The following is a 23,076-nucleotide window of genomic DNA, read 5'->3' on the forward strand; positions in this document are numbered from 1 at the left end:
CCTCACCCGCCCTACGATGATCGGGATCTTGAGAGTAAGGTCAGCAACAGGAGATCAAAGATGCTCACCAAAATAAGACTTCGCGCCGTCCAGCATGCCAGCAACGTCTGCGCCGACATCGAGGGTTTTGACTTTAGTGATTATGACAGCAGCGACGTCGCCGAGGTTCGAAAGTTCTGGCTGCAATATGGCGTCGTTCGTTTCAAGAGGGCCTGCATAACCGACGCGCAGCAGGTACAATTCTCTCGTCATTTCGGCGAGTTCGTCATCCATCCCAAACAATTGCAGGAAGGAGGGCATTCGACACACCCGGAAATCCTTGTCATTAGCAATGCGATGAAGGACGGCAAGCCAAGCGGTGCGATGGGCAACAGCGAGGCGACCTGGCATACCGATACCTGGTTCTACGAACGCCCACCGGCCGGCGCAATCCTTCGCGCCGTCGCGGTTCCGCCTTCAGGCGGCGACACGTATTTCTTGTCGACCTATATCGCCTACGAAACGCTGCCGGCAGCCCTGAAAAGCGCTGTCGATGGGCGCCAGATATTCTTCCAAAACGTCTATGACAAGACTGGCAAACTGCGGCTTGGCAAGTCGGCGCCGAAGAGCCAGGACTTCCGCGAATGGAGCGGCATCGTGCACCCACTGGTTCGCACGCACGGCGAAACCGGCCGCAAGGCGCTTTACCTCGGCGGTACGCCCGAAGGTGCGTGGATCGTCGGAATGAGCCGCGATGAGAGTGACACGCTGCTTGCGGAGCTTTGGGATCATACGACGAATACGAAGCATATCTTCGTGCAACAGTGGGATGAGGGCGACATCATGATGTGGGACAATCGTTGCACCATGCACCGCCGCGATTCCTTCGATCCCGCCTCCATCCGGATCATGCATCGCACCACCACTTCGGGAGAGCGGCCGGTCTGAACCTGCCGGTGCGGCGCTGATCGACAACAAGAAAGCATAATCGATGACAGTATCCTATCAAGTGATGGATCGAAGCCCTCCCATGCCCACCGCCTTGATTGAGCTGCTGTCTTCGGTCGAAACCGCAACAATCGGCCATGTTGAGCACCTGGGATTTCTCGGCGACAATATTCGCCCGGTATTTCCTGCGCGCGTGGCCGGTGCGGCCTTCACCGTCGCGGCTCCCGGCCGCGACGGTGTCATCATCTACAAGGCGATCGATCTCCTGCTGCCGGGCGATGTGCTTGTGATATCACGCGTCGATCGCGACGACATCGCCTGTGTGGGCGGCGGGGTTGCGGCGGCTGCGAAGGCAAAGGGGGCAGCAGGCATTGTCATCGATGGTCCCTGCACTGATGTCGAGGAAATCGTCAGCACCGGGCTTCCCGTCTGGTGTCGCGGTGTCTCCGCCAAAACCACGAACCGGAAGTTTCAGATTGGCGGCTCGCTCAATGTTCCGATTGCCTGCGGTGCGTCGGCAGTGCTGCCTGGCTATGCAGTGCTTGCGGACAATGAAGGTGTGTTCGCGGCCGATCTCGCGCGGATGCAGAAACTTGCTGAAGCAGCGTTGGAGCGACAGCGGCGCTCGGTGGCTGTCCGGGCCCATTTGGCGTCCGGCCGGTCGATCTTTGAATTTCGCCAGGAACCAACGTCTTGAAGATAGCTCTCGTTCAAATGAATTCTCAGCCCGATCGTTCGCATAATTTGGCTGAAGTCGCACGGCTCATGCGAGACGCAATGACAGGCAGGCCCGACCTGATCGTCCTGCCGGAGCACTTCGACTGGATGGGAGGAACGGTTGCCGACAAGAAGCACGCCGCAGACCAAGTGCCAGGCGGTGAAGCCTACGCGCTCGTCCAGCAGTTTGCGAAGGATAACGGCATCTGGATCCATGCCGGGAGCCTCATGGAGCGCGGCGCAGATGATGACCGCGTCTACAACACCACCGTAGTGTTCAATGCTCGTGGAGAAAATGTTGGTCTCTACCGAAAGATCCATTTGTTCGACATCACCGCGCCCGACGGCAAGACGTATGCCGAGTCTGCGACGGTTGCTCCGGGCGACGACCTTTTTATCTACGAGCTCAACGGCAACCGGATTGCTTGCGCGATTTGCTACGACCTTCGCTTCTCCCGGATTTTCGATCGCCTCTCAAACGAAAACGTCGACATCTTTGTTCTGCCCGCCGCCTTCACCCACCAGACCGGACAGGCCCATTGGGAAGTGCTTTGCCGTGCGCGCGCGATCGAATTTCAGGCCTATTTCGTCGCCTGCGGACAATGCGGAAGCTATCCGATGCCGAACGGCGAACGCCGCCAGACGTTCGGCCATTCCATCGTGTGTGATCCATGGGGACAGATTATCGCTCACGCCGGAAACGATGTCTCCGTGCTGATGGCCGATATCGACCAGGTTCGTGTGCGAGAGGTTCGAAGCCTAATCCCGATGGCCGAGCACCGGGTTCTGATGGCAGAAAAGGCGGTCCGTGTAGCTCTGTCGAGCGGGGATTGCAGTGGCATCGAAGTTGAAGTGCCGGTTACCGGTTAGGCTCTTCGATGCGGACAAGGTCGATGTGGCTGACGCCGAGCGCCTGGGCGAGTTCGTAGAGCGTGACGATCGTCGGATTGCGCTTTCCTCTCTCCAGGTCGCTCAAATACTGCTGGCTGAAGCCCAATAGCGATTCGACCTCCTCCTGCGTCAGACCCTTTTCTTGACGCAGGCGCGCAAAATTTCGGCCGACCAGCGCGCGCATATCCATGCGTTAGTGATGCCAATCCGAACTCTGTAAGTTTATCAACTATAGTATGTAGTGAGCTACCAGAGCGTCCGAGCTCCGGTTCAACCGGGGCGGGACGCGGCGCCTGGGCTAGAAGCGAGACAGATTGACAAGGTAAGAACTTTTCCTTGCCAGACGGATTACATATTGAGTGGCAGATCGCGATGGTCGCGCTGCTGAAGGAAGAAAGCACGATAACGGCAAAGGGCCAGACAACGATCCCGAAGGCTGTTAGACAAGCTCTGGGCGTGGATTACGGCGGACGTATCGCGTTCTATGTCGACGATGACCGGCGGGTGTACGTCGAACGTGCCGATGAAGAAACCTCCGACCCCGCTATCGAAAAGTTTCTGGAGTTCCTCGCACGCGATATGGAAGGGCATCCGGAAAAGTCTATCGTCGCATTGCCGACTGCTCTTCGTAACCGCATTGCCGCGTTGACGAAAGACATCGAAGTCGATCTGGACGCTCCGATCGAAGGCGATGTCGCGCTGTCGCCATGCTCGTCATACATGGTTGGGCCATCCTCGCTCACCCGCTATTTCTCGATCAGCTGGAAAAGCTGACTCATGCGGTTGAGGCACTGAAAACGAAAGACTCTGAAGAGTACCAGAAAAGCGCGAACGCAAAGTTGCTCGTGGTTCTCAACCAACTTGTCTTCAGCAAGATCCCTTCCGATCCAACGTCCAGCGCCTATCGTCGGGGCAAGACGCTGGGCGGCGACAAGAATCGCTGGTTTCGCGCAAAATTTGGAAATGGACGGTTTCGCCTCTTCTTTCGATATAATGCGATGGCGAGGATCGTTATCTTCGCTTGGGTAAACGATGAGGTAACCCTGCGAACTCGCGTCTCCAAAACGGATGCCTCTAAGGTATTCAAGGGAATGCTCGATAGCGGCAATCCGCCGGACGATTGGGCTGCCCTTCACAAGGCCTCAGTCGCAGACAGTGCCGTAGAGCGCTTCCATAATGCCTCGTCCAGGTAGCGCCGAGCGCCCCAATTCTTATGCTCGCGAGTTCAGGCAATTCGCTCGTCGCTTCTTGTGCATCGTCGCCTTAGCCCGTTCCAAGCCTAGCCGTCGCGGTCGCCGAACGATACCCGTGAGAGGCCGCCTTCGACCCGATCCGGATCCTGCGCCGCGACGGATCGCGTTCCGGAAAACGGCCGCCGGAACCATCGCTCTCCGTGTGTCCTTTTCTCATGACGACGCCGCACGAAATTCCGTTCAACGAAGCAGCTGTGATCTCCTGGCAGTGATGACAATGGATACCATAGCGGCGGACCAACTATAATATGTATTAGTGGTGCCAGTATCTTTCATCGGATCGCCAAGCGAGGCGATGAAGCGTCTGTTCGCCTCTCCTGCGACGAATATCTGTTGAACTCAGGTGCAAGAAGACCTCTAACGCGGACGTATCTGTTGGTCGCCACATTCGGTCTCTGAGACTCGCTCTCAAATTGTCTCATCGCGAGCTGGCAGACGCTATCGGTGTCACCTACCAGCCGCTCCAGAAATATGAGCGGGGTGCCAGCCGCATCAACGCCAGTCGCCTGAAAAAGATGGCTGTGGTTCTGAACGTGCCGGTCTCTCTTTTCCTTGAGACACACAAAGACACCACCAGCAACACGCCATCCCTCGTTGCCGATGAAATCGACATCATCGATTTTCTATCAACGGACGAGGGACGGGAACTCAACGTTGCTGCGCTGGTCGAGGTTGCCTCGCAATGCAAAAGGACCTGATTGCTGCCCCTGCGGACGTTACCTGAATCTCGCGGCAGCGATACCTAGTAGCAATCGACGTCGCCAAAGCTTCATCAAAGCTTGGCCTATCTGGCCGCAGCCAACTGTTAGCTTTGCGTCCGAGGCACGATGCCCTGCCGTTGGAGGAGACCATGTTCGACGATGCCATATACGCGCCCAGCAATGTCTGTTTTTTGACCCGCGAGGCGCTACAGTCCGCCGGCGCGGAACTGACGATTGCGGAGATTCATGCGGCCACCGATGCTGCCTGGAGCAATATCAGAAACGGGACGGCCTTGGGAGGAAAAGCGGTCCTGTCGCTTCCGGAAGAGGAATTTTGGCAAAAGGCGAGTGTCGCGCCGTTCAGGCGCGACTTCGTCGACGAACGGCTTGGATGGAAGCTGTCATCGCTTTACAGCGTTAATGCGACCTACGGCGGCGTCAAGATCATCGGCGCTAACGCCTTCAATCGACATCTCGGTCTGCCACGCTCCACATCGACAATGCTGCTGTTGGAGAAACGGACCCTACGGCTCCTGGCCATACTCGACGGGACGGCGATTTCCGCGCTTCGGACGGGCACCTATGCGTCAACCGTCGTTAAGCTGTTCGTTCGCAGTCAGGCACCGCTATCCGTCTTCCTCTTCGGATCGGGACCAGTCGCACGAAGTGTGATCGAGTGCCTGAACTTCTCCTATCCCGGGCTGATCGATAAAATCTTCATCCGTGGCCGCTCGACCGAAGGGATGGAAAGACTGGTATCGGATCTCTCTGACCAGTCGTCGTTCAGGCTCCATCCCGTTAGCGACAACAAACGAATGAAGGATTGTGCGTGCGTTATCACCGCCACGAACGCCCGCCAGCCGCTTTTCAAGGACGAGGAACTCGACGCGGGAGCGGTGACGCTTCATCTCGGCGGTGACGAGGTGCCAGAGATCTATCTGCAGCGTGCCCTGAAGAGGGGCACCGTTGTTTGCGATGATATCAAGACTGTGTCCCGAAGAAACTCGCAAAGCATTGCCCTGCATTTCTCGCGAAAAGGACTGTTGCTGGAGGATATCGGTTCCCTGCTCGGAGTGCGCGAGCTCTCAGCGCCGACAGATTGGGTCCACCTTTCCGGCACTCCGGTTTGCGTCACCTGCGTGGGTCTGCCGATGCTCGACCTTTATGCGGCACAGGCGACCTACGAGAAATATCTGGCGCTTACTGCGCACAAGAGCACTTGAAGGTCCGACCGAGCGGTCGCAATGCGGGACGACGCTTATGTACACGACGCAACTGCTTGCCGAATACATCCATTCCATGTCCGCACGTCTGCCTGCGGCCGATACTCGGGATACCACCTTGCGATGCGTTCTTGATCTCCTCGGAGCAGCCATTGCCGGATCGATGCTCAAGAGCAGTCGCGCGGCTCGCGACAGCGCGACCGTGCTTTTCGGAAAGGGCGGCGCAACCGTGTGGATGGCGGATCAGACAGCGACGCCGATCGGGGCTCTCATTGCCAACGCGACCGCGGCATCGGCGCTCGACGTGGACGATGGTCACCGAGCCGCACGCGGACATCCTGGCGCTTGCGTCATTCCAACCGTCTTGACGCTGGCGCCACTGGTTCGCGTCTCAGCCGACGACGTTCTATCAGCAATCGTGGCCGGCTATGATGTCGGCGTCAGGGTGGCAGCAGCGCAGAATCTAGAAGGCATCCCAACCCGGCAGTCGGGACGGTGGGCCGCTTTAGCGGCTGTTGCGGCTGCGGCATCACTCTTCAAAACCGAACCATCTATTACCACCCGGGCGCTTTCGATCGCCGGGGTACTTGCACCCAATCAGCAGGCGAATGGAAGCTCCGGCTATTCGCGGCTTACCGGCAATGACGTCAAGGAAGGCATTCCCTGGAGTGCGGCAACCGGTCTTATGGCTCTTGATCTGGCGCGGAATGGATATACCGGGCCGGAAGATCTGCTTGATCATCCGGCCTATTACGACAGTGAGCGGATCCTGCAGGGACTTGGAAAACGGTTTGAAATATGTGGCACCTATTTCAAGCCCTATGCCTGTTGCCGCTATATCCACGCCGCGCTCGATAGGCTCTTCGACCTTGTGAAGGCCCACGAACTGAAAGCAGCTGAAGTCGTCTCGGTGGAGGTAGAAACCTTTGGCTGGGCACTCAAGCTCGGCAACGCGCTTGAGCCGTCAAATCTCGTCGAACTCCAATATAGTCTTCCCTACTGCGTCGCCGTTGCCTTGAGCGAAGGTCGCGATGCGCTCGCTCCGATCAATGAGAGCCTGCTCAACCGAGAGGAGCTTCGTGAGCTTGCTCGTAAAGTGAGGCTCAAGGTCGACCCGGATATCGATGCCCTCTTTCCTGGCGAAACGCTCGCTAGGGTCGTTGTGGAGACAAGAGAACATCGGTACGTCTCAGGACGTGACGGCCCGTTTGGCGATCCTCAGCGTCCGATGACTTGGCTCGACATTGAAGAGAAGTTTCTGCGCGTCACTCGGCATGTCCTGTCGCCTTCCAAGCAGCAAGCGATCATCGACGACGTCCTCGGCATTGCAGGAGGAGACATCGAGCCTCTCCTTCGTCATCTAAGGTCGCCAGCATGACCAATAGAGATCGCGCGGTATGTCGTTGCCTTACGCGCCGGACCTCCGAGCCGCAGGATGACTGCGACACTGCCATTGTGATCACGCCCCACGATTCGGAGAGAGCGAGGTTCGTGGCGTGGCAAACCAAACGATGGCCTATCCACAGTTAGTGATATCTGAATGAGAAGGAATCTCCGGCGCCGCGGCAGATGAATCCAGGTCACGCTAATGGCGCAAGCTCGCTGCATGCTCGCGAAGGTTTCCTACCGTCATCGCACCGTTGAATACCGCCAGTTCGCCGTTCGCCACGACATGGCGGACGCGGCCGAGATTGTGGCCGTCAGCAATGACGACATCGGCTCGCCGCCCTTTTTCCAGGACACCACGATCGCCCGCGAGCTCTGGAAATATCCTCGCTACATTGCCCGTCGCAAGCGCGACCGCAGCTGGCAGAGTGAGCTGGCGCTTGCGGACCATTCTTTGGATAGCGGACAGAATGCTGTCCCAGTCACCACCGGCGAAATCTGTCGAGAGCGTATCTACAATTCCCGCTTCAACAAGAGCATCGATGTTTGCAGTATCGTTGCGCCAGCGGGTTTCGATGCAATCGAGCGTCGAGACATCGATAGCGACGCCGCGCTTCTTAAGTTCCACCCCAAATCGTACCGCCTCGTCTGGAAGGAACATGGGATGGTTCGAATGCCCGGCGATGACGCGGGCCTTCGGGTACGTCTTCGTCATCCTGATGAGGGTGGCAACGGTGGGCGTCGCATTGTGAAAAATGGCGGGAAAATTGAGGCGTTCTGACGCCGCCGCGATCTCCTCAAAGCCCTTGAGCGATAGTGCCACCGGAGGCATCACTGTCTTGCGGACCAGACGTCCAACATCGTCTGCGTTGATGTGAGGGGCAAGCCTGCACTCAGCCAGGAGAACGTCCAACTGCGCAAGATCGGGCACGCGGCGATCCAGGTAGCGACCGAGAACAGCTTCCTTGAGCGCACGAGCGGCGTTCGGATGTATGGATCTTCCCGTTACAGCCTTGATGGCTGCAGGTATGAAGCGATAGTCCTGCGCACCTCCACCGAGCGTCTGTCCACCGCCCGCTTCTCCAAGTGCCTTTGCGCCTTTGTCTACCATATCGTCGATGCAAGCGATCTTATGCCGCGTCGACAGTCCTCCGCCATCGATCGCGATCGCGGCCGCCAGATTGCTGGCGGTATGAGCCGTCGTCACATGAATGTCCAATGGGTGATGCGGGGTGGAGGGCCGGTCGATCTCGTCGGGCAGCGCGAGGCCGCAGACGTTGAGCAGCGTTGTCGTTCCAGACAGAAGATGCCTGTTCCTGAAGTAGTCAACGTCCAAGGGCTGCACAGGCAGCGACCCGCTCGGCATGGATGGGCCGCAAATGCAGCCATGAGCATGGGCATTGATAATGCCCGGCATGACAGTGCAGCCGCTGGCATCGACGACGAACGCGTCCGTTCCGACGTCGGCTTGGCCTTGGGTGACGCTGGTGATCCTCGTGCCGCTGATACGCACGATGCCCTTCTCGTGGAACGTGGTTCCGTCGCCGGTGACAACGCTTCCGTTGATAATTGCGATCTGGCTATCAGGTGGCATCGGTCGAACCCTCAGTTCCGACGCGGTCGTTACCGAAAAGCCCGTAACCCACGCCGCGGACCGTCCGGATAGGATCACCGGGCGCGACGCTCGTCAGCGCCTTGCGCAGACGGCCAATATGGACGTTGACTGTTCGCGGATCGACGAAAATACCCGCCGGCCAAGCTGCCCGTGCGAGTTCATGCCGTAGATAAACGCGGCCAGGCTCCCTCAGAAGATGCAGCAGGATCCCGAACTCCAAGCGTGGAAGGTGGATTTCAACTGTGCGCCTCCAGACCCGCCGTGCCGACACATGCATTTCTATCTCGCCGCAAGAAAGCTGCTCGCATGGAATGCCGGTCGTCGACGAAAATGAGCTTAAAGATCGCAGAAGATGGACCGGTGAGAGCGGCCGCACGAAGCTTTCATCGGCTCCTGCATTCATGAAGTCCGCACATTGCCGGGCAGGGCTGGCACCGACAAGCGCGATGATCCTCAGTCCGGCAGTTGAAGCGTCGTTCCTCAGATTTTCACAAGCGGAAACGGCGTTTGGCAGTCTGCCATCGAGCAGAATGACTCGCACTCCACCGGTTCTTGCGGCGGCAATCGCCTCATTCGCGTTGGTCGTCAGGAGCGTTTCAAAGCCTGTCTGCTGAAGGATATGGCGCGCAAACAAACAGAAATCTGCGTCCCTTGAGCCGATGACAATGATCGGTTTCACCGGATGCTCACCGAGAGTTGAACGGAGTATGCGGCGGAAACGATCCCACGTGGTTCGGCCGAATTCAAATGTTGTGTTCGTTCGACGCATTAAGAAATGTTGCGCCCCTTTCCGCACCGGTCCTGGCCCGATTGATCGTGAGTTCGAATAGATGCAGTTCAACCTGAATTGGAAACGGCAAGCCAACACGCTCATCTTGACTTTGTCGGTCATCGTCAGATGGAGAGGTATCATGTGCCGGAAGCGATGTGTTGTCAGTGAAGGCTTGGATGCCGGAGGGAACGTCTCGCGCTCCTCGCCGAACGGCTTGACGTCGCCGGAGAGCCAGGCCGGCCACGGCTCCCCCTGTCTTGATTGCATTGCCTGCCGGCGGCGTCTCTCCGAAAGATGCTCGGCGCAGGAACTCGCCAAGCGCCTGTCATTCGTTTCGGATTCCGGTTGACGGCTGGGCATAGCAACAGTTCCGGATTGCGTTGATCTATCATTCAACGATTTGCGGTGTTTTCCGGCTCCTCGGCCTATGCCGCCTACATTGTCGATACCCGCAGAATTGCCGGTTGGCATCGGCAACGCAACCTGCAATTTTCTTTGGCATCGGTTTCGTCAATGCACGTTAACCGGTAGTGCGCTAATTGAGTTGTAGGCGGCTGGAGTGGCATCAGGCACTGGTGAAGCGCTGCGAGGGAAAAGAACCGAAATCATGATCGCGGATGGTGGCGGTGACTTCGAACGTGCGCTGTCAGATGCGATCACGCATAACGGCATGATTGCAACGACTGTATCGCATGATACCCGGGCACGGGCCCTCCTCAGGAGGCGCGCCTTTGATCTGGTGATACTAGATGCCGTCGCCCGGGCGGAAGATTCGCTTCGTCTTTGCCGGCAGATCCGCGCCGTCAGCACCATTCCAATCATCGCCGTGGTTCCGGATGGTCGCGAGGACATTGTCCTTGAAGCGTTCGAGAGCGGAGCGGATGATTGCGTTTCTAGTCCATTCGGATTCAGGGAAATGCTTGCCCGGATCCGCAGCATGTTGCGACGAGAATCCTATGGTCGTGCCGTACAGAGCCTGCCAAGGCCCTTCAGATTCAATGGGTGGCGCCTCGATCCATGGCAGCGCACGCTGAGCCAACCGGACGGAATCGTAGTTGATCTGACGGCGGCCGAATTTGAACTGCTGCTCGCCTTCTGCCGAAATCCCGGCCGCATCCTCAGCCGCGAGGAATTGCTTGCCTCGACACATGCAGGTCTTGCGGGTCCTATTGAACGAAGCGTTGACGTTCACATCAGCCGGCTGAGACAAAAGATCGAGGAAAATCCCCGCAACCCAACGCTCGTCAAGACGGTACGATTAGGGGGCTATTTCTTTGCTGCGATCGTTGAGGCGGATTGATACCGTTCCGGCAGAGAAAGGTGATACCCGTCTTTGTCACCGCCGCGAGATCGCGCAATTCAGATCCAACGATTATCCGAGGCCGGCGTAGGCGCGATCCACCCCTCGTACAATCCTCACCGGGTCCCGGCGAGTTGCATCCAGGTCGTTGGGTCATCAAGCGTGTAGTATGCCATCTCCGCGTTGGCGCCATCTTCTTGGCAATTGTTTTGCTTGGTTTGGGGGCCAACGATCAATACGACACGAATGTCCGACATAGCGTCGTTGACCCGTTTCTCAACGGGTCGCTACAGCTTCGCTCCGTGGTGGCCGTTTGAATATGCGGACGTGACCAATTGAAAGCACTCTGCGCTTGCTTCCTAAGCTCAGCGATACCTCATCTGACTGTTTTTACCGCGGGCAACTCATGCCTGCTCGGCCACTTTATTAAGTTTTGTTGCGAAGGGCGCCGATAGGTTGCAGGACCTTTCAGAAGCATCTAAACCCGTGTGTGCAATGCGAAAGCGACACCAAGAACGTCATCTTTTTGAAATTTGACAGTCCCCGCCCTAGTGGGCAGTTTTTCAATTGCTGAATGGCCATCGCCGACACGTCATTCGAACTCCCAGCGCGATGCGCCAGCCAAGCTTTTAAGGGAGCAAGTGATCCTCTATGCGTGGCAATTCCCTTTTCGACAGATTGACCGACACGACGGTAGCCGCCGCCAGCGAACAATCACTTAAAGCAGCGTTGAACGACGTTGCGCGGGCGCATGGGTTTGAGCGGTTCGCCTACCTTAATCTTCATACCGCAAAGAGCTTTGCCGTCTCGAATTATGAGAAGGAATGGCAGTCAATTTACTTTGCGCGTTCCTACATGGCCATCGATCCGGTCGTGACAGTAGCCAAGCGGCTCAGGCGGGCATTCAAATGGTCGGCCGACGTTGACCGCCGGCGCGCAGAAGACGACATCAAAGGTTTTTATGATTCAGCCGCCGAGTTCGGAATCCGATCGGGCCTCTCGATTCCGATCCGGACAGGATTTGGCCAACTTGCCATCCTGACGCTGGCGTCAGCGAGAATTATCGATGTATCGGGAGGTGGGCAGCTCGACGTGGTGGGCGCAGCTGCCGCGGCGGCACTCATCCATGCGCGGCTTCAAAGCACGACCGCACCCACCCATAAGCTCGACTTTGTCCTTTCCGACCGGGAAGCGCTTTGCTTGCGATGGGCCGCCGAGGGCATGCCGATGCATTCCATCGCAGATGTGACGGGTCTGACCTATCATACCGTCCGCTGGGATCTCGATCGGGTAAAGGCGAAGCTTGGGGTCTGTACTCAAAAGCAGGCGGTGGCCGTCGCGACCAGGTTTAGACTGATCTAAGAGCCCAAGTCGGTGACGGGAACGGTTCGTCGATTGCGAGCCATTGACCAGTTCGTCGAGCTTCGACGGGATCGTAGTTGCGCCCCGAATATGCCCATCGTCATATCACCGAGTGGCGTGCAATCAACATCCGCACCTGAGTCAGCCGAATTCTGAACCGGATGCCCCTGAAGTGTCAGTAGGTTTCCGGACCAAACGATCGAAACTCCTCTCGCGCCGCTTCTCAGCCACGGCCTGCTTTTCATCCAGCCGTTCCAGAATATGTTGGATCAGGTTGTCTCGAACGCGAATGTCGATACGTCCGTCCTCACGGTATTTTTCTAGGATCGAGATCGGCCGAAGCGTATCACCGAAATCCCATTCTGAAGGCTTGCCTATATGCTTTTCGCGGATCACGAACTCCAGATCGCGCAGGGTGTTGACTGCCCGCCTCACAGCGGGCTTGTCTTCGGCGTTAGTCAACTGATCGTCGATATAACAGTCGAGAATGAGCAAGCTTGCTACTCCCTGCCGGATGGATTGCTCGCTTCGCCGCCCCAACACATTGATGTTGCTCAGGCGGCTTCGTACGCAATCAAGGGGATGCATCAGTGTAATCGATATCGCTGAGGGATCCTGCACATCAGCAAATGTAATCGAATTCTCAAGGAGGGACTTGTCCTCGACGCCCTTGATCTGCGCCAGAAAGTCGATAACCACGGAACGGTCACCAAGCTTGCCCGTTACGACTGCGGCGTTCGGGGTGTGATTGTCACCGCTGGGAATTTCCAGAAGACCATTCTCAAGGCTGGCTGCAAGGATGCGTTCGGCATCGCGGTTGTGATAGAAATCTAGGTCCTTGCTTGTCAGCGCGCCAAGTCGGTCAAGTTCCTCGTCGAGGCCATGGTAAAGTTCGGCCCAGATGTTTACAGCCTGTCCTCCGACGATGATGGGGCGGCAGTGCTGGACAAATCCCAAAAGGGTCCGGACTTCTTCAGCCGTCAGGTGCGGCTCTGTCTCTTCGCCGTCAACGATAATCATGTGTGGCCCCGATTAGGAGTGGGCCAGAGACTTACCGCCGATCGCGACCATCTTGTAACGGTGAAGGGGCAATCCCGCGAACGCGGAGTTCTCGCGGCGGAGTTCAGAAGCGCTGACAGAACCTTTGTTCAGACGCGCTTGATCGCGTTCGCGGCTCTCTTGTTTTTCGAGAGCGCGTTTCCGCTGATCAAGATGGGCAATTCTGTAGCTCATGTCGTTCTTCCTATGCCAAATTGGTTTACATCAATCCAACAGACATTTCAATGTTACGTCGTCCGGCGATCTCATTCATCGACACCAGTAAATCTGCCATATCAATTAGGCCTACGTCCTTTCCAGCCCGGCCCGAGCTCACACGGCCAACATTGAAGATGGGGGTCATCCTGGCGTCTTGCAATTGGTTCGCCGGAAAGTCAGTTGCGGTACGCGCCAGGAAAGATGACGTCCTGGTCGACCAGCACGTTGAACTTATAGCCGGGACGTATTTCAAGTGTCGGCTGGAGGTCGAGGCTTTTGCCCACACTGCGTTCGGCCACCCGTCCGAAAACGTCCGCGAAATTCCGCCGGGCAGCGTCTGACGCCGTATCCTGTGTTGCAAGGGTCGAGCTCTCGGGTATCGACATATCGATCCCTGTGCCAATAAGGGAAATCAGGGCCGCCGAACCGAACGTCCGGAGGTAATGCCGGTCGATCCGGTCCTTCAAGCCACCGTAACCCTCTGCATCCGTGCCCGCCATGCCGCCGAGTTGAAGGGTCGATCCGTTGGGGAAAATGATGTCGGTCCAGACGACCAGCACGCGCGATTGGCCAAACGATATTTTATGATCGTAGCGGCCGAAGAGCTTGGCGCCCTGCGGGATGAGCAGCCGGTGCCCCGTCGCGCTGTCATAGACATTCTGGCTTGCCTGGGCGGCGATCCGCCCGGGAAGATCGGAATTGACGCCGGTAATCAGAGTGGCGGGGATGACAGAACCGCGCTTCAGCTCGTAGAGAGAAAGCTGCGGCACGACCTTGTTTGGCAGGTAGCCGAGCTCCTTGATGTCCTGATTGAAAAACGCGTCTTTCGAGGATTGCTTGTTGGGATCGACGTCCGGCCCTGCAAGTCCCGCCTGCATCGCCGCTGCATAGAGGTCGGTGGAACCGCTGAATTGCGGTTTTGCGTTTTGGGCATTCGCCTGCGTCGTGTCCGCCGCGGGAACATTTGCGTGGCTGACGTCGACGGCCAACGGCGAGTCGAGCGCGGCGCCCTTTGCCTGGAGACTTGCCATCCGTTGGCGATAGCGTTCCCGTAGATATTGCTCGCGCTGCTCTCGCTCAAGACGAGCAAGCCATTCTTCTTCTGGTTCAAGACGGGAGTTTTCCTCCTTCCTTGTCGGCAGTTCGACTTCGGCAGACCGTTGTGGCGTTTCCCCTTGCCTGTCGATGATCGGTGTCGACTGATAGACCTGCGTCTGCTCGGGCTCGCCGATGATCCCATCTTTGACGCCCCGCTTTAACTGATCGGCGTAAGGAGACGCCGGCGAGTTCGATGCCTCGTCGATGCCAACAGGCCCGCGGAAAAAGAGCCCGCGGGACGAAAGGCCATAGCTGATCACGCCCAGGAAGAGCACGACCAGCACGATGGCGACGATGATTGGCAGGCGGTTCAGGCGCCTGATTCCGCCCTGTTCTGCGTGCGAACCGGCACCGCCGAGCTGAAGCGATTGGACCACCCTCTCCTCCTATTTCCGGCTCATCACAGATACGGGGCTGGCCGGAGATGCCCCATTAGCGTTTGTCGCATAAGCCCGTGCCAGTTCGATGGAGCCGGCCGATATCCGAACAAGAGTCTGCCCCTCGAAGTCGTCGACGAAATAGGCGAGCTCGAGCGGCGGCTTCTTCTCGTCTGGATCTTGACCCGTCACGACCGCATAGCCCCACCCCTTGAGTGCGGCTTCAATCGCTTGCCCGAAGGGAGAGGGATCCTCATTCAGTTTGATTGCGCTCGACCCAGGCCCGACATGTTCGGCAAGTCGGCTCACCATGTCGCCAGCGATCGCGCTTACGGCAGGGCCGGAAAGTTCCGCCGGCGCTGAACCGGTGCTGAGCCCATCGGTTGAGGTCTGACAACCGGAAAGCACGAACCCGAGCAGAAGCAATGGCAGGGGCTTTGGCATGGTCACCCTCCCCTGCGGATGGTGATTTTCTGCCTGTGCCAACCGATGCCGGAGACGAGCACGGCGCGATCGATATTGTAGTCCACCACCATCATGTTGTTCTTCATGCGGTAGTTGACGATGCGATTTTGGCCGCCGGATACGACGAAAAGAACCGGCGCATCCTGGCCGGCGATCGAACGGGGGAACTGGATGTAGGTTTTCAGGCCGTCGGAATAGACGCGTGTCGGACGCCAGGAGGCATTGCCGCTCACGGAATAGGTGAAGTTCAACTGCTCGGCCGGGACGCCGGCACCCGGACTATTGCCCGCTTCAAGCCGCGCGTTGATTTCGGCAAGCTTGGTCGAGACATCCTCCGGATATTCGAAGCCGACACGGGCCATGTACTGGCTCGCGTGTGATTTGAGCTGGATATGATAGGTCCGGCGTGAGGTCGTCACTATCATCGAAGTGACGAGTCCCGGCTCCGATGGCTTGACGATGAGATGGATTGCCTGGCCGCCTGCAGCACCGGACGTTGCCGGTTCGACCTTCCAACGGACCGTATCACCGACGAGTACGTCGCGAACCACCTCGCCGCCCTGAAGCTCGATGTCGCAGACTTGCAGCGGCGAGCACACCACGGAGGGCTGGATCTCGCCAAACAGAAAGATCACCTTTCCATCCGCCCCCTTGGTGACAAGTCCTGTGCTGCCGCGCCACTTCCCTGAAAGATTTGTCGCCTTCGCTTCGTTCGGGGTCATGCTCTGCGCTCCAGCCCCGGTTATCGCAAGGCCGAGTGCCAGTGTGCAGCCGGCCGCCGCCACGTATGGTGTTCTTGTCATTGGATTGTCCCTGCTCCTAGAGCTGTGCGGTCCACTCGAAGTCTTTGAGATAGAGACCGATCGGATTGAGCCTGATCACCCCCTCATCCTGCGGCGCCGTCAGCGTAACGGTCGCGATCCCCCGGAACCGGCGCGTTCCGGTCTCCTTTCCCTTCCGATCGCGCTCGAATTCGGTCCAGTCGATCTGGTAGGACTGGTTCGAGAGCGCGACGATGTTGTTCACTTCGATGGCAATCGTCGCGTTCTTCGCTTTCTCGAACGGAGAATTGCCACGGAACCAGGCATTGATCTTCTCGGTGGACGGATCGGATGTCCGCAGCAGCGCATAGGTCCGGTCGATATATTGCTTCTGGACGACGGCGTCGGGCGTCACCGACCGGAAGCTCGTCACGAAACCGCCGAGCGTGGCGCGAACCACCCGCGAGTCGGCATATTCGATTTGCTGCGGAAATCCCGCGCTGACCGAGGTCCCGAGCTTGTCGACTTCGACGATATAGGGAACGAGCTTGACCTGGGTGCTCAGATAGAGCGCATAGGTGAACCCGATCACGGCCATCGCCAGGCCAACAATGCCGACGATGCGCCACGCGGCTGCCGCCCTGACATAGGAACCATATCGTTCGTTCCACTCCTGTCTTGCGGCGAGATATGGGTTCTCAGGGGCGCGTTGCACTGCCATCGATCAATCCTCGAGGTAATTGCTATTTGTCGTCGCGAAGCGGCGGCGGCGTTCGTCTGCCGCCGGACGGCCGTTGATCGAGCTTCGCATTGGCGAGGCCAAGGATAGAACCGGCATAGGCGCCAGGTGCGCCGATCACTTTTTCCTTCGCCGCCGATCCGGCGGCTTTGCCTGTCGCGCTTAATCCCGACCCAATGCCGCGCAAGGCAGCGCCGGCCATGGATGAGCCTCCCGCCCGCGCAGCACTTGCAGCGGCGTAGCCCGCGGCAGCGCCACCGGCGGCAAGAAAGCCAGCACCGGCGGCAAACGATGCCGCCTGACCGCCATGGCGGATCGCTTCCATGCCGCCGCTGACGGAGACGCCTTGGACTACGCCCTGGATGATGTTCGGCACGTACATCGCGATGATGAAGACGACGACGGAAATGCCCGCAGTCGCCAGGGCAGTAATGAACTGGTCAGAATCGGCTGTCGGGGCCCGAGCCAAACCGATGAGAACGTCGGAGCCGATGCGGGCGATCATCACAAGCGCCATAAGCTTCATGCCGACCGAGAAGGCATAAACGAGATATCTGATTGCGAAATCCTTGGTGAACGAGGAGCCGCCCAGACCCAGCATGATCATACCCGCCAGTAAGCCGACATACATCTCGACCATAACAGCGACAAAAATTGCAGCGACCAGCGAAAACGACACCACGACCACAACCATCGCAAAGACTGCGGCTATTGCGAGTGCATTGTCCTCGAACAAGCCGAATTGCGCTTGTTTCGACATCTCCGATGCCACGCGAATGCCTGCGTCGAAAATTTCGGCCGGGGACGCCGATCCACCGTTCGATCCGATCTGAAACAGGCTATCGACCACAGCTTTCGCGAAGGCCGGCCCCTGATCAAGCATGAAGGCAAAGAGCCCAATAAACATGATGCGCCGAACCAGTTCCGCGAACCAGCTGTCGAGCGATGCTGCTTGCAACGCAAGCCAGACCGCTGCAATTCCGATTTCGATGCCTGCAAGAATCCAAAACAACGATCGTGCCGCATCCATGACGGTTGTTTCCCAGCCACGCGCTGCAGTGACAACCTGGTTCTCCAGTTCCGTAAGAACCCGGCCCTCTTGTGCGAAGACTGGCGATGAAGCGATCAGCACGATGGCGCAGGCGACCAGAGCGGTGCGATCAAAACTCATCTTCACCATCTCGGACGCATCTCCTGTCCCTCGTTGAGTGGTCTTTCAACGTGTGAGCCAAAGAACCTGTCGCGATAGGCGCGCTGCTCCTCGGTGAAGGTCCATGGCGCGATGCCGGTCGAATAGGTGATTGGCCAAAAAAAAGCCGCTGACGTCGTGGCGGCCACTGCGATCGCCAGCATCACGAAGCGGACGCGGCTCACCAACGTGGCTCCAACTTCTGGCCATCGGGAACGGTCTTTAACGGCGCATTGAAAAATTTCTCCCGTCTGGCCTGCGCTAGGTCCTTGTCAGTCTGGCTTGTCTGCAACCAGGTTCCCATCATTGCCATTTGCTGGGAAACGAGACCGCGCAGCTTCTGCATCTGGGCAACCTGCTGAGCGGCTATCTGGTGGCCGATCTGAAGGGCTTTCATTTGTCCGTCTGCGCTTTGCGACATCGAGCGGAGCGAGGTCATCGTGGACTCTTCGGTCTTGAACTGGTCCGCCGTCAGGCTTGCGGCCTCCAAGCTGCCGGCGATCGTGTCGCGGTTGGTGTCGGACCAGGACTGATAGCTCGAGGAAAAGCTCTCCCCGTCCGACAGGTTGGTTTTGAGATCTGAGTAGCTTGGGAAGCGCTGGTTGAGGATATCGTCAGCGTTACCCATCGAAAACGCGATCCCTTGACCTTGCGAGACGACGTTCTGCAGCCGCTTCAGGTCGCTTTCGACCTCGCCCCAGATATGGTTGGGCAACTGCGCGGTATTCTGCAGCATGTTTTCGTAGATTTTCAGCTGGTTCTGGATCTGCTCGGCGAGCTGGCTGATCTGGGTCAACTGGTTCTCGACCTGGACGCCGGAACTTTGAAGTAGCTTGATCAACTCGGCATTATTGGCGAGCTGTGTCCATTCCGTCGCCGCTCCCGTCGCGCTCCCGGCTTTTGCCGGGACCGGCAGAACGAATGCACTTGAGAAAATCGCGGCTGCGAGAAATCTAGGCGTCTTTGAGAAGCGATGCAGCATCCTTAATTCCTCTCATCTGGAGCCATTGGATCGACCAATCAGGGCCATGTTCTTCGTAGAGCGCGCGGATACGCTTCAAGTCGTCCTTGCCCGACGCGCCGACAAACGAGAGGGTCACTGGGCCGAGAGCCATGTCGAACAGGCGGCGCCCATCGGGAGACGTGACGTAGTATTCCCGCTTCGGTATCGCGGTTGCGATGATCTCGATCTGCCGTTCGTTAAAGCCAATCCGTTCGTAGAAATCGCGCGTTCCCGACTCACGCGCTGAACCGTTCGGTAGGCAGATTTTCGTCGGGCAGCTCTCTTTCAGGACGTCGATGATCCCCGAGCGTTCTGCGTCCGAAATCGACTGGGTTGCGAGCAATACCGCGCAGTTGGCCTTGCGCAGCACCTTGAGCCATTGCCGGATTTTATCGCGGAACACCGGATGGCCAAGCATCAGCCAGGCCTCGTCGAGGACGATGAGGCTCGGGGCGCCGGTCAGCCGTTTTTCGATGCGGCGGAACAGATAGGTGAGCACCGGCACAAGATTGCGCTCCCCCATGTTCATGAGCTGCTCAATTTCGAAGGTCTGAAAGAGGCCAAGCGTCAAACCGTCCGCCTCGGCATCGAGCAGTTGGCCCATCGGGCCGTCGACGGTGTAATGATTGAGAGCGTCCTTAATCTCTCGGATCTGAACGCCGCTCACGAAGTCCGAGATCGAATGGCCAGGAGCACTCCTCATGAGTCCGATCTGGCGGGAGATGGCATTGCGATGATCCGGTGTAATCGCTACGCCCTGCATCGCTACAAGAGTCTCGATCCACTCAGACGCCCAGGCACGATCACCGTCCGATGACAGGTCGGAGAGCGGGCAGAAGGAAAGCCTGGCTCCCTCCCCTTCCTCGCCACCGATCTCGTAGTGATCGCCGCCGGTGGCGAGCGTCAACGGCAGCATCGAATTGCCCTTGTCGAAGACGAAGATCTGGGCGTCCTTGTAGCGGCGGAACTGCGCGGCGATCAGCGCAAGGAGCGTCGACTTTCCAGACCCTGTTGGTCCGAACACGAGGGTATGACCGACATCTTCGACGTGAAGGTTGAGCCGGAACGGCGTCGAGCCGGTGGCGACCTGCATCAGCGGTGGTGAATGGGGCGGATAAAACGGGCAAGGTGCGTGCGGATTGCCGGACCAGACCGAGTTCAGCGGGATGAGATCGGAGAGATTGCGCGTGTGGATCAGCGGTTCCCGGATGTTGCAGTACCAGTTTCCAGGCAGGCTGCCCAGATAGGCCTCGGTCGCATTCAGTGTTTCGATGCGCGCACCAAAGCCTTCGGCCTGAATGAGGCGCCGGATTGCTTCTGTCTTCTCCCTAAGCCGTTCAGCGTCGTTCTCGAACAACACCACAACTGGAGTGTAATATCCGTAAGCGACGAGCTGAGACGAGGCTTCCGCGATGGCGTCTTCGGTCTCGGCGACCATCGACATTGCGTCCTGGTCAACCGATCGGCTTTGCGTCTGGAAGAGCTGATCGAAGAAGGGTCGAACCTTCTGCTGCCACTTCTTGCGGGTTCGCTCAAGGCGCACCTTCGCTTCTTCTGCATCAAGGAAGATGAAGCGTGACGACCAGCGATAGCTAAGGGGCATCAGATCCAGGCTGTTCAAGATGCCCGGCCAGCTCTCGGCTGGAAGACCGTCGATCGCCACAACACCGAGGAAACGGTTCTCCACCTTGGGAGCCAGACCATGCTGAAGCTCTGCCGTGGCGATCCAGTCGAGGTACATCGGAATATCGGGAAGCCGGACAGGGTGGTTCTCGCCGGTGACGCAGAACCGGACGAATTGGAGCAGTTCATCATATCGGGCAACACGCGCGCCGCCGCGCTCGGTTGCCTCCCGCGCCATCATTCGCCGCATGGAGATGACATTGGTGAGATACTGTTCGACCTCGCGGATTGCATTGCGGAAGGTGAAGAGCACCATGTCGGCATAGGACTGCTTTCGGCTGCCCTCGTCGGAATAAATGTACTTGTTGAACGTCGACCGGCGTTGCTCGATCGGCCGGTAGGTCAGGACGATCGCGTGCCGGCTTTCGAAATGTCCCTTCTCACGCTCGAAATGCGCTCTTCGTTCCTCGTCGATCGCGCGCGTCACCCGATCCGGGAAATGCGATTTCCCGGCCGAGGCATAATCGACGGTCGTGAGCCGGACCGCCTCCGCCTGGATCATCCAGCCGGAACCGAGACGTGAAAGGATGGCGTTGATCTGGCGCGACACCTCGTTGCGTTCAAGATCGGTGGAGCTTTCGCTATCCGGCCCCGCGAAATACCAGCCGGCCATGAGCGAACCGTCCTTGAGCAGGATGATCCCGTTGTCGACGAGACCCGCATAGGGAACCAGATCGGCGAAGGATGGCGCCGTGTGTTGGAAGGCGCGAAGGGAAACCATCTGCGTCCCTCTCAATAGCGCCGCCAGGGCGTGGACGTCGCCCTGTAGTAAGGCCTGTAGGCGATGTGACGCATATATACCCATCGCATCAGCGGATCCGCTTTTGCCATCATCCTCAGCGCCGCGACGATGACGATCCAAAGGGCTACTCCGAGCAAGGCGGAATAGATCGTCAGCACGACAAAGATCAGAATGATCGCCGCAAGCCCGGTGATCAGAACCAGTTCCCGATCCGCGCCGATCAGGAGGTTCGGGCGCGAAAGGGCGCGATGTATGGGATTGCGTTGCAAGGCGGTCGCCTCAGCCATCATATGCCTCCCCTCCCCGCTTTTCCGTTTCCGGCGACGAGGTGTCGGGGCCACCGCCGATCGTGGCTCCGGTTGCACCGAACAGGCCGACGATCTGGGTTGCGCCAAGCAAAATGCCGGCAACAAGCACCACGTACATCAGGCGGCGGGCGAAGTCGTTGAGTTCGCCGCCGAAGATCAACATGCCGCCTGCGATTGCGACGGCGGCGAGCGCGATGAAGCCGGCTACTGGACCGGTGATCGATTCCTGAATTTGTTGAAGCGGACCTTCCCAGGGAAGACCGCCTCCGGAACTTGCATATGCCGGACCGGCAAGGAGAAAGGCCAACGCGAGCGCGATGCCGGCGAGGTTTAACGAGCGTTCAAGCCGCATGCCGTACGTCTCCATGAGTCTCGAGGTGATATTCGCCGTTGCTAAATCCACGAACATGCAGGATTTCGCTGACGCGGCGACCCTTTGGCGTCCGCTCGATCGAAATGATCAGGTCGACGGCCTCGCCAATGATGGCCTGCATCGGTTGCCGGCTGACCTCTGCGGTCAATTGCTCCAACCGCCGAAGCGCCGATCGTGCCGTGTTCGAATGGATCGTCGCCAGTCCGCCGGGATGGCCGGTGTTCCAGGCCTTGAGCAACGTCAGCGCCGCGCCGTCACGAACCTCGCCGACGATGATCCGGTCCGGCCGCAACCTCATGGTGCTCTTCAACAATTGCGCCATGTCGACGCGATCGCTGGTATGCAGGGGCACCGCGTTTCTGGCCGCGCATTGGATTTCGACGGTATCTTCCAGAATGACCAATCGATCGTCGGGGGTCTGCTCGGCGATAGCGGCGACGACTGCATTGGTAAGGGTAGTCTTGCCTGACCCCGTCCCGCCGCAGATGACGATGTTCCACCTCTTCTCGATGGCCTGGCGGATGACCTGGGACTGGCCTGCCGTCATCGCGTTGCTGGCGAGGTAATCTTCCAGCCGTGTCCGTTGTGACGCACGTCGCCGAATAGAAAAACACGGTCCCGGGACGACGGGCGGCAGCAGGCCCTCGAATCGATGACCGCCAAGTGGCAGTTCGCCGGAGACGATCGGTTTTCGGCTATCCACCTCGGTGTTCAGCACATGGGCAACGCAGCCGATGGCGATCTCGGCTGCGCCTTTGTCCATCTCGCCGGCGTAGGTGATCCCCTGACCCAGCCGTTCTACGAAGAGATGGCCGTCAGGGTTCAGCATGATTTCGACAACACTCGGGTCATTGAGAGCAAGGCAAAGCTCCTTGCCAAGGGCATCCTGAAGCTTGCGGATAAGGCGCGGCAGCGCCTGGGTCGGTGTTGACAT

General features: G+C 58.4%; 26 protein-coding genes. 10 read left to right on the forward strand and 16 right to left on the reverse strand.

The annotated features are described in order from the left end of the window. Nucleotides 1-60: 60 nt before the first annotated feature. Genes ACSQ9D_RS33105 through ACSQ9D_RS33115 form a run of 3 tightly spaced genes read left to right on the forward strand, consistent with a single transcriptional unit; the run spans nt 61 to nt 2,514 of the window. Nucleotides 61-927 (forward strand): TauD/TfdA dioxygenase family protein, encoded by an 867-nt coding sequence (locus tag ACSQ9D_RS33105; protein ID WP_436286007.1) that lies wholly within the window; start codon nt 61-63, stop codon nt 925-927. A 43-nt stretch (nt 928-970) separates the two neighbouring features. Continuing rightward, nucleotides 971-1,624: an RraA family protein gene (locus tag ACSQ9D_RS33110; protein WP_436286008.1), complete on the forward strand. Its 654-nt coding sequence runs from the start codon at nt 971-973 to the stop codon at nt 1,622-1,624. Beyond that, nucleotides 1,621-2,514: a carbon-nitrogen hydrolase family protein gene (locus ACSQ9D_RS33115; RefSeq protein ID WP_436286009.1), complete on the forward strand. Its 894-nt coding sequence runs from the start codon at nt 1,621-1,623 to the stop codon at nt 2,512-2,514. The genes ACSQ9D_RS33110 and ACSQ9D_RS33115 overlap by 4 nt, the downstream gene beginning before the upstream one ends. Here the strand turns inward: ACSQ9D_RS33115 and ACSQ9D_RS33120 are convergent. Beyond that, on the reverse strand, nt 2,504-2,725 hold the full coding sequence (locus ACSQ9D_RS33120) for a helix-turn-helix domain-containing protein (protein ID WP_436286010.1): 222 nt from the start codon (nt 2,723-2,725) through the stop codon (nt 2,504-2,506). The genes ACSQ9D_RS33115 and ACSQ9D_RS33120 overlap by 11 nt on opposite strands. A 146-nt stretch (nt 2,726-2,871) precedes the next feature. Here ACSQ9D_RS33120 and ACSQ9D_RS33125 point away from each other — a divergent pair, with 146 nt between their 5' ends. The 5 genes from ACSQ9D_RS33125 to ACSQ9D_RS33145 all read left to right on the forward strand — a co-directional run bounded on the left by ACSQ9D_RS33125 (nt 2,872) and on the right by ACSQ9D_RS33145 (nt 7,090). Continuing rightward, on the forward strand, nt 2,872-3,309 hold the full coding sequence (locus ACSQ9D_RS33125; RefSeq protein ID WP_436286011.1) for a type II toxin-antitoxin system PrlF family antitoxin: 438 nt from the start codon (nt 2,872-2,874) through the stop codon (nt 3,307-3,309). Beyond that, a complete protein-coding gene (locus ACSQ9D_RS33130; RefSeq protein ID WP_436286012.1) occupies nt 3,243-3,728 on the forward strand; it encodes a type II toxin-antitoxin system YhaV family toxin in 486 nt (161 codons plus the stop codon). The genes ACSQ9D_RS33125 and ACSQ9D_RS33130 overlap by 67 nt, the downstream gene beginning before the upstream one ends. A gap of 446 nt (nt 3,729-4,174) precedes the next feature. Beyond that, the gene (locus ACSQ9D_RS33135; protein ID WP_436286186.1) at nt 4,175-4,486 is read left to right on the forward strand and encodes a helix-turn-helix domain-containing protein; all 312 of its coding nucleotides are present in this window, start codon (nt 4,175-4,177) and stop codon (nt 4,484-4,486) included. 152 nt (nt 4,487-4,638) lie between these two features. Beyond that, a complete protein-coding gene (locus ACSQ9D_RS33140; RefSeq protein WP_436286013.1) occupies nt 4,639-5,712 on the forward strand; it encodes an ornithine cyclodeaminase in 1,074 nt (357 codons plus the stop codon). Nucleotides 5,713-5,749: 37 nt separating this feature from the next. Continuing rightward, a complete protein-coding gene (locus ACSQ9D_RS33145; RefSeq protein WP_436286014.1) occupies nt 5,750-7,090 on the forward strand; it encodes an MmgE/PrpD family protein in 1,341 nt (446 codons plus the stop codon). A 207-nt stretch (nt 7,091-7,297) separates the two neighbouring features. Here ACSQ9D_RS33145 and ACSQ9D_RS33150 read toward each other — a convergent pair whose 3' ends face one another. Further along, nucleotides 7,298-8,692, reverse strand: coding sequence for an amidohydrolase family protein (locus ACSQ9D_RS33150; protein WP_436286015.1), 1,395 nt, complete (start codon nt 8,690-8,692; stop codon nt 7,298-7,300). Continuing rightward, entirely contained in the window at nt 8,682-9,392 is a 711-nt protein-coding gene (locus ACSQ9D_RS33155) for a winged helix-turn-helix transcriptional regulator (protein ID WP_436286016.1), read from the reverse strand. The genes ACSQ9D_RS33150 and ACSQ9D_RS33155 overlap by 11 nt, the downstream gene beginning before the upstream one ends. Before the next feature lie 652 nt (nt 9,393-10,044). Here ACSQ9D_RS33155 and ACSQ9D_RS33160 point away from each other — a divergent pair. Continuing rightward, complete coding sequence (locus ACSQ9D_RS33160; RefSeq protein ID WP_436286017.1) at nt 10,045-10,785, forward strand: winged helix-turn-helix domain-containing protein; 741 nt, start codon at nt 10,045-10,047, stop codon at nt 10,783-10,785. 651 nt (nt 10,786-11,436) lie between these two features. Further along, on the forward strand, nt 11,437-12,147 hold the full coding sequence (locus ACSQ9D_RS33165) for an autoinducer binding domain-containing protein (RefSeq protein WP_436286018.1): 711 nt from the start codon (nt 11,437-11,439) through the stop codon (nt 12,145-12,147). Between the two features lie 141 nt (nt 12,148-12,288). On the opposite strand, the gene ACSQ9D_RS33170 is transcribed toward ACSQ9D_RS33165, so the two are convergent. The 13 genes from ACSQ9D_RS33170 to trbB all read right to left on the reverse strand — a co-directional run bounded on the left by ACSQ9D_RS33170 (nt 12,289) and on the right by trbB (nt 23,076). Next, a complete protein-coding gene (locus ACSQ9D_RS33170) occupies nt 12,289-13,167 on the reverse strand; it encodes a hypothetical protein (RefSeq protein WP_436286019.1) in 879 nt (292 codons plus the stop codon). A gap of 12 nt (nt 13,168-13,179) precedes the next feature. Next, entirely contained in the window at nt 13,180-13,380 is a 201-nt protein-coding gene (locus ACSQ9D_RS33175) for a hypothetical protein (protein ID WP_436286020.1), read from the reverse strand. A 200-nt stretch (nt 13,381-13,580) separates the two neighbouring features. Beyond that, a complete protein-coding gene (gene trbI / locus ACSQ9D_RS33180; RefSeq protein ID WP_436286021.1) occupies nt 13,581-14,879 on the reverse strand; it encodes an IncP-type conjugal transfer protein TrbI in 1,299 nt (432 codons plus the stop codon). Between the two features lie 9 nt (nt 14,880-14,888). Beyond that, nucleotides 14,889-15,323: a conjugal transfer protein TrbH gene (trbH, locus tag ACSQ9D_RS33185; RefSeq protein WP_436286022.1), complete on the reverse strand. Its 435-nt coding sequence runs from the start codon at nt 15,321-15,323 to the stop codon at nt 14,889-14,891. A 2-nt stretch (nt 15,324-15,325) separates the two neighbouring features. Then, nucleotides 15,326-16,147: a P-type conjugative transfer protein TrbG gene (gene trbG / locus ACSQ9D_RS33190; RefSeq protein ID WP_436286023.1), complete on the reverse strand. Its 822-nt coding sequence runs from the start codon at nt 16,145-16,147 to the stop codon at nt 15,326-15,328. A 16-nt stretch (nt 16,148-16,163) separates the two neighbouring features. Next, nucleotides 16,164-16,826, reverse strand: a complete 663-nt coding sequence (locus ACSQ9D_RS33195; RefSeq protein WP_436286024.1) for a conjugal transfer protein TrbF — start codon at nt 16,824-16,826, stop codon at nt 16,164-16,166. A 22-nt stretch (nt 16,827-16,848) separates the two neighbouring features. After that, nucleotides 16,849-18,015: a P-type conjugative transfer protein TrbL gene (trbL, locus tag ACSQ9D_RS33200; RefSeq protein WP_436286187.1), complete on the reverse strand. Its 1,167-nt coding sequence runs from the start codon at nt 18,013-18,015 to the stop codon at nt 16,849-16,851. A 2-nt stretch (nt 18,016-18,017) separates the two neighbouring features. Then, entirely contained in the window at nt 18,018-18,218 is a 201-nt protein-coding gene (gene trbK, locus ACSQ9D_RS33205) for an entry exclusion protein TrbK (RefSeq protein WP_436286025.1), read from the reverse strand. Continuing rightward, entirely contained in the window at nt 18,215-19,015 is an 801-nt protein-coding gene (trbJ, locus tag ACSQ9D_RS33210) for a P-type conjugative transfer protein TrbJ (RefSeq protein WP_436286026.1), read from the reverse strand. The genes trbK and trbJ overlap by 4 nt, the downstream gene beginning before the upstream one ends. Beyond that, nucleotides 18,987-21,440 carry a conjugal transfer protein TrbE gene (locus ACSQ9D_RS33215; RefSeq protein ID WP_436286027.1) on the reverse strand — a complete coding sequence of 818 codons (2,454 nt, stop codon included), beginning with the start codon at nt 21,438-21,440 and terminating at the stop codon, nt 18,987-18,989. The genes trbJ and ACSQ9D_RS33215 overlap by 29 nt, the downstream gene beginning before the upstream one ends. A gap of 11 nt (nt 21,441-21,451) precedes the next feature. Further along, entirely contained in the window at nt 21,452-21,748 is a 297-nt protein-coding gene (locus ACSQ9D_RS33220) for a conjugal transfer protein TrbD (protein ID WP_436286028.1), read from the reverse strand. Continuing rightward, nucleotides 21,741-22,121: a TrbC/VirB2 family protein gene (locus tag ACSQ9D_RS33225; protein ID WP_436286029.1), complete on the reverse strand. Its 381-nt coding sequence runs from the start codon at nt 22,119-22,121 to the stop codon at nt 21,741-21,743. Before ACSQ9D_RS33225 ends, ACSQ9D_RS33220 begins: the two co-directional genes overlap by 8 nt. After that, entirely contained in the window at nt 22,111-23,076 is a 966-nt protein-coding gene (trbB, locus tag ACSQ9D_RS33230) for a P-type conjugative transfer ATPase TrbB (RefSeq protein ID WP_436286188.1), read from the reverse strand. Before trbB ends, ACSQ9D_RS33225 begins: the two co-directional genes overlap by 11 nt.

It is taken from the genome of Rhizobium sp. LjRoot258 (genome assembly GCF_964254185.1).
Taxonomy (GTDB): domain Bacteria; phylum Pseudomonadota; class Alphaproteobacteria; order Rhizobiales; family Rhizobiaceae; genus Rhizobium.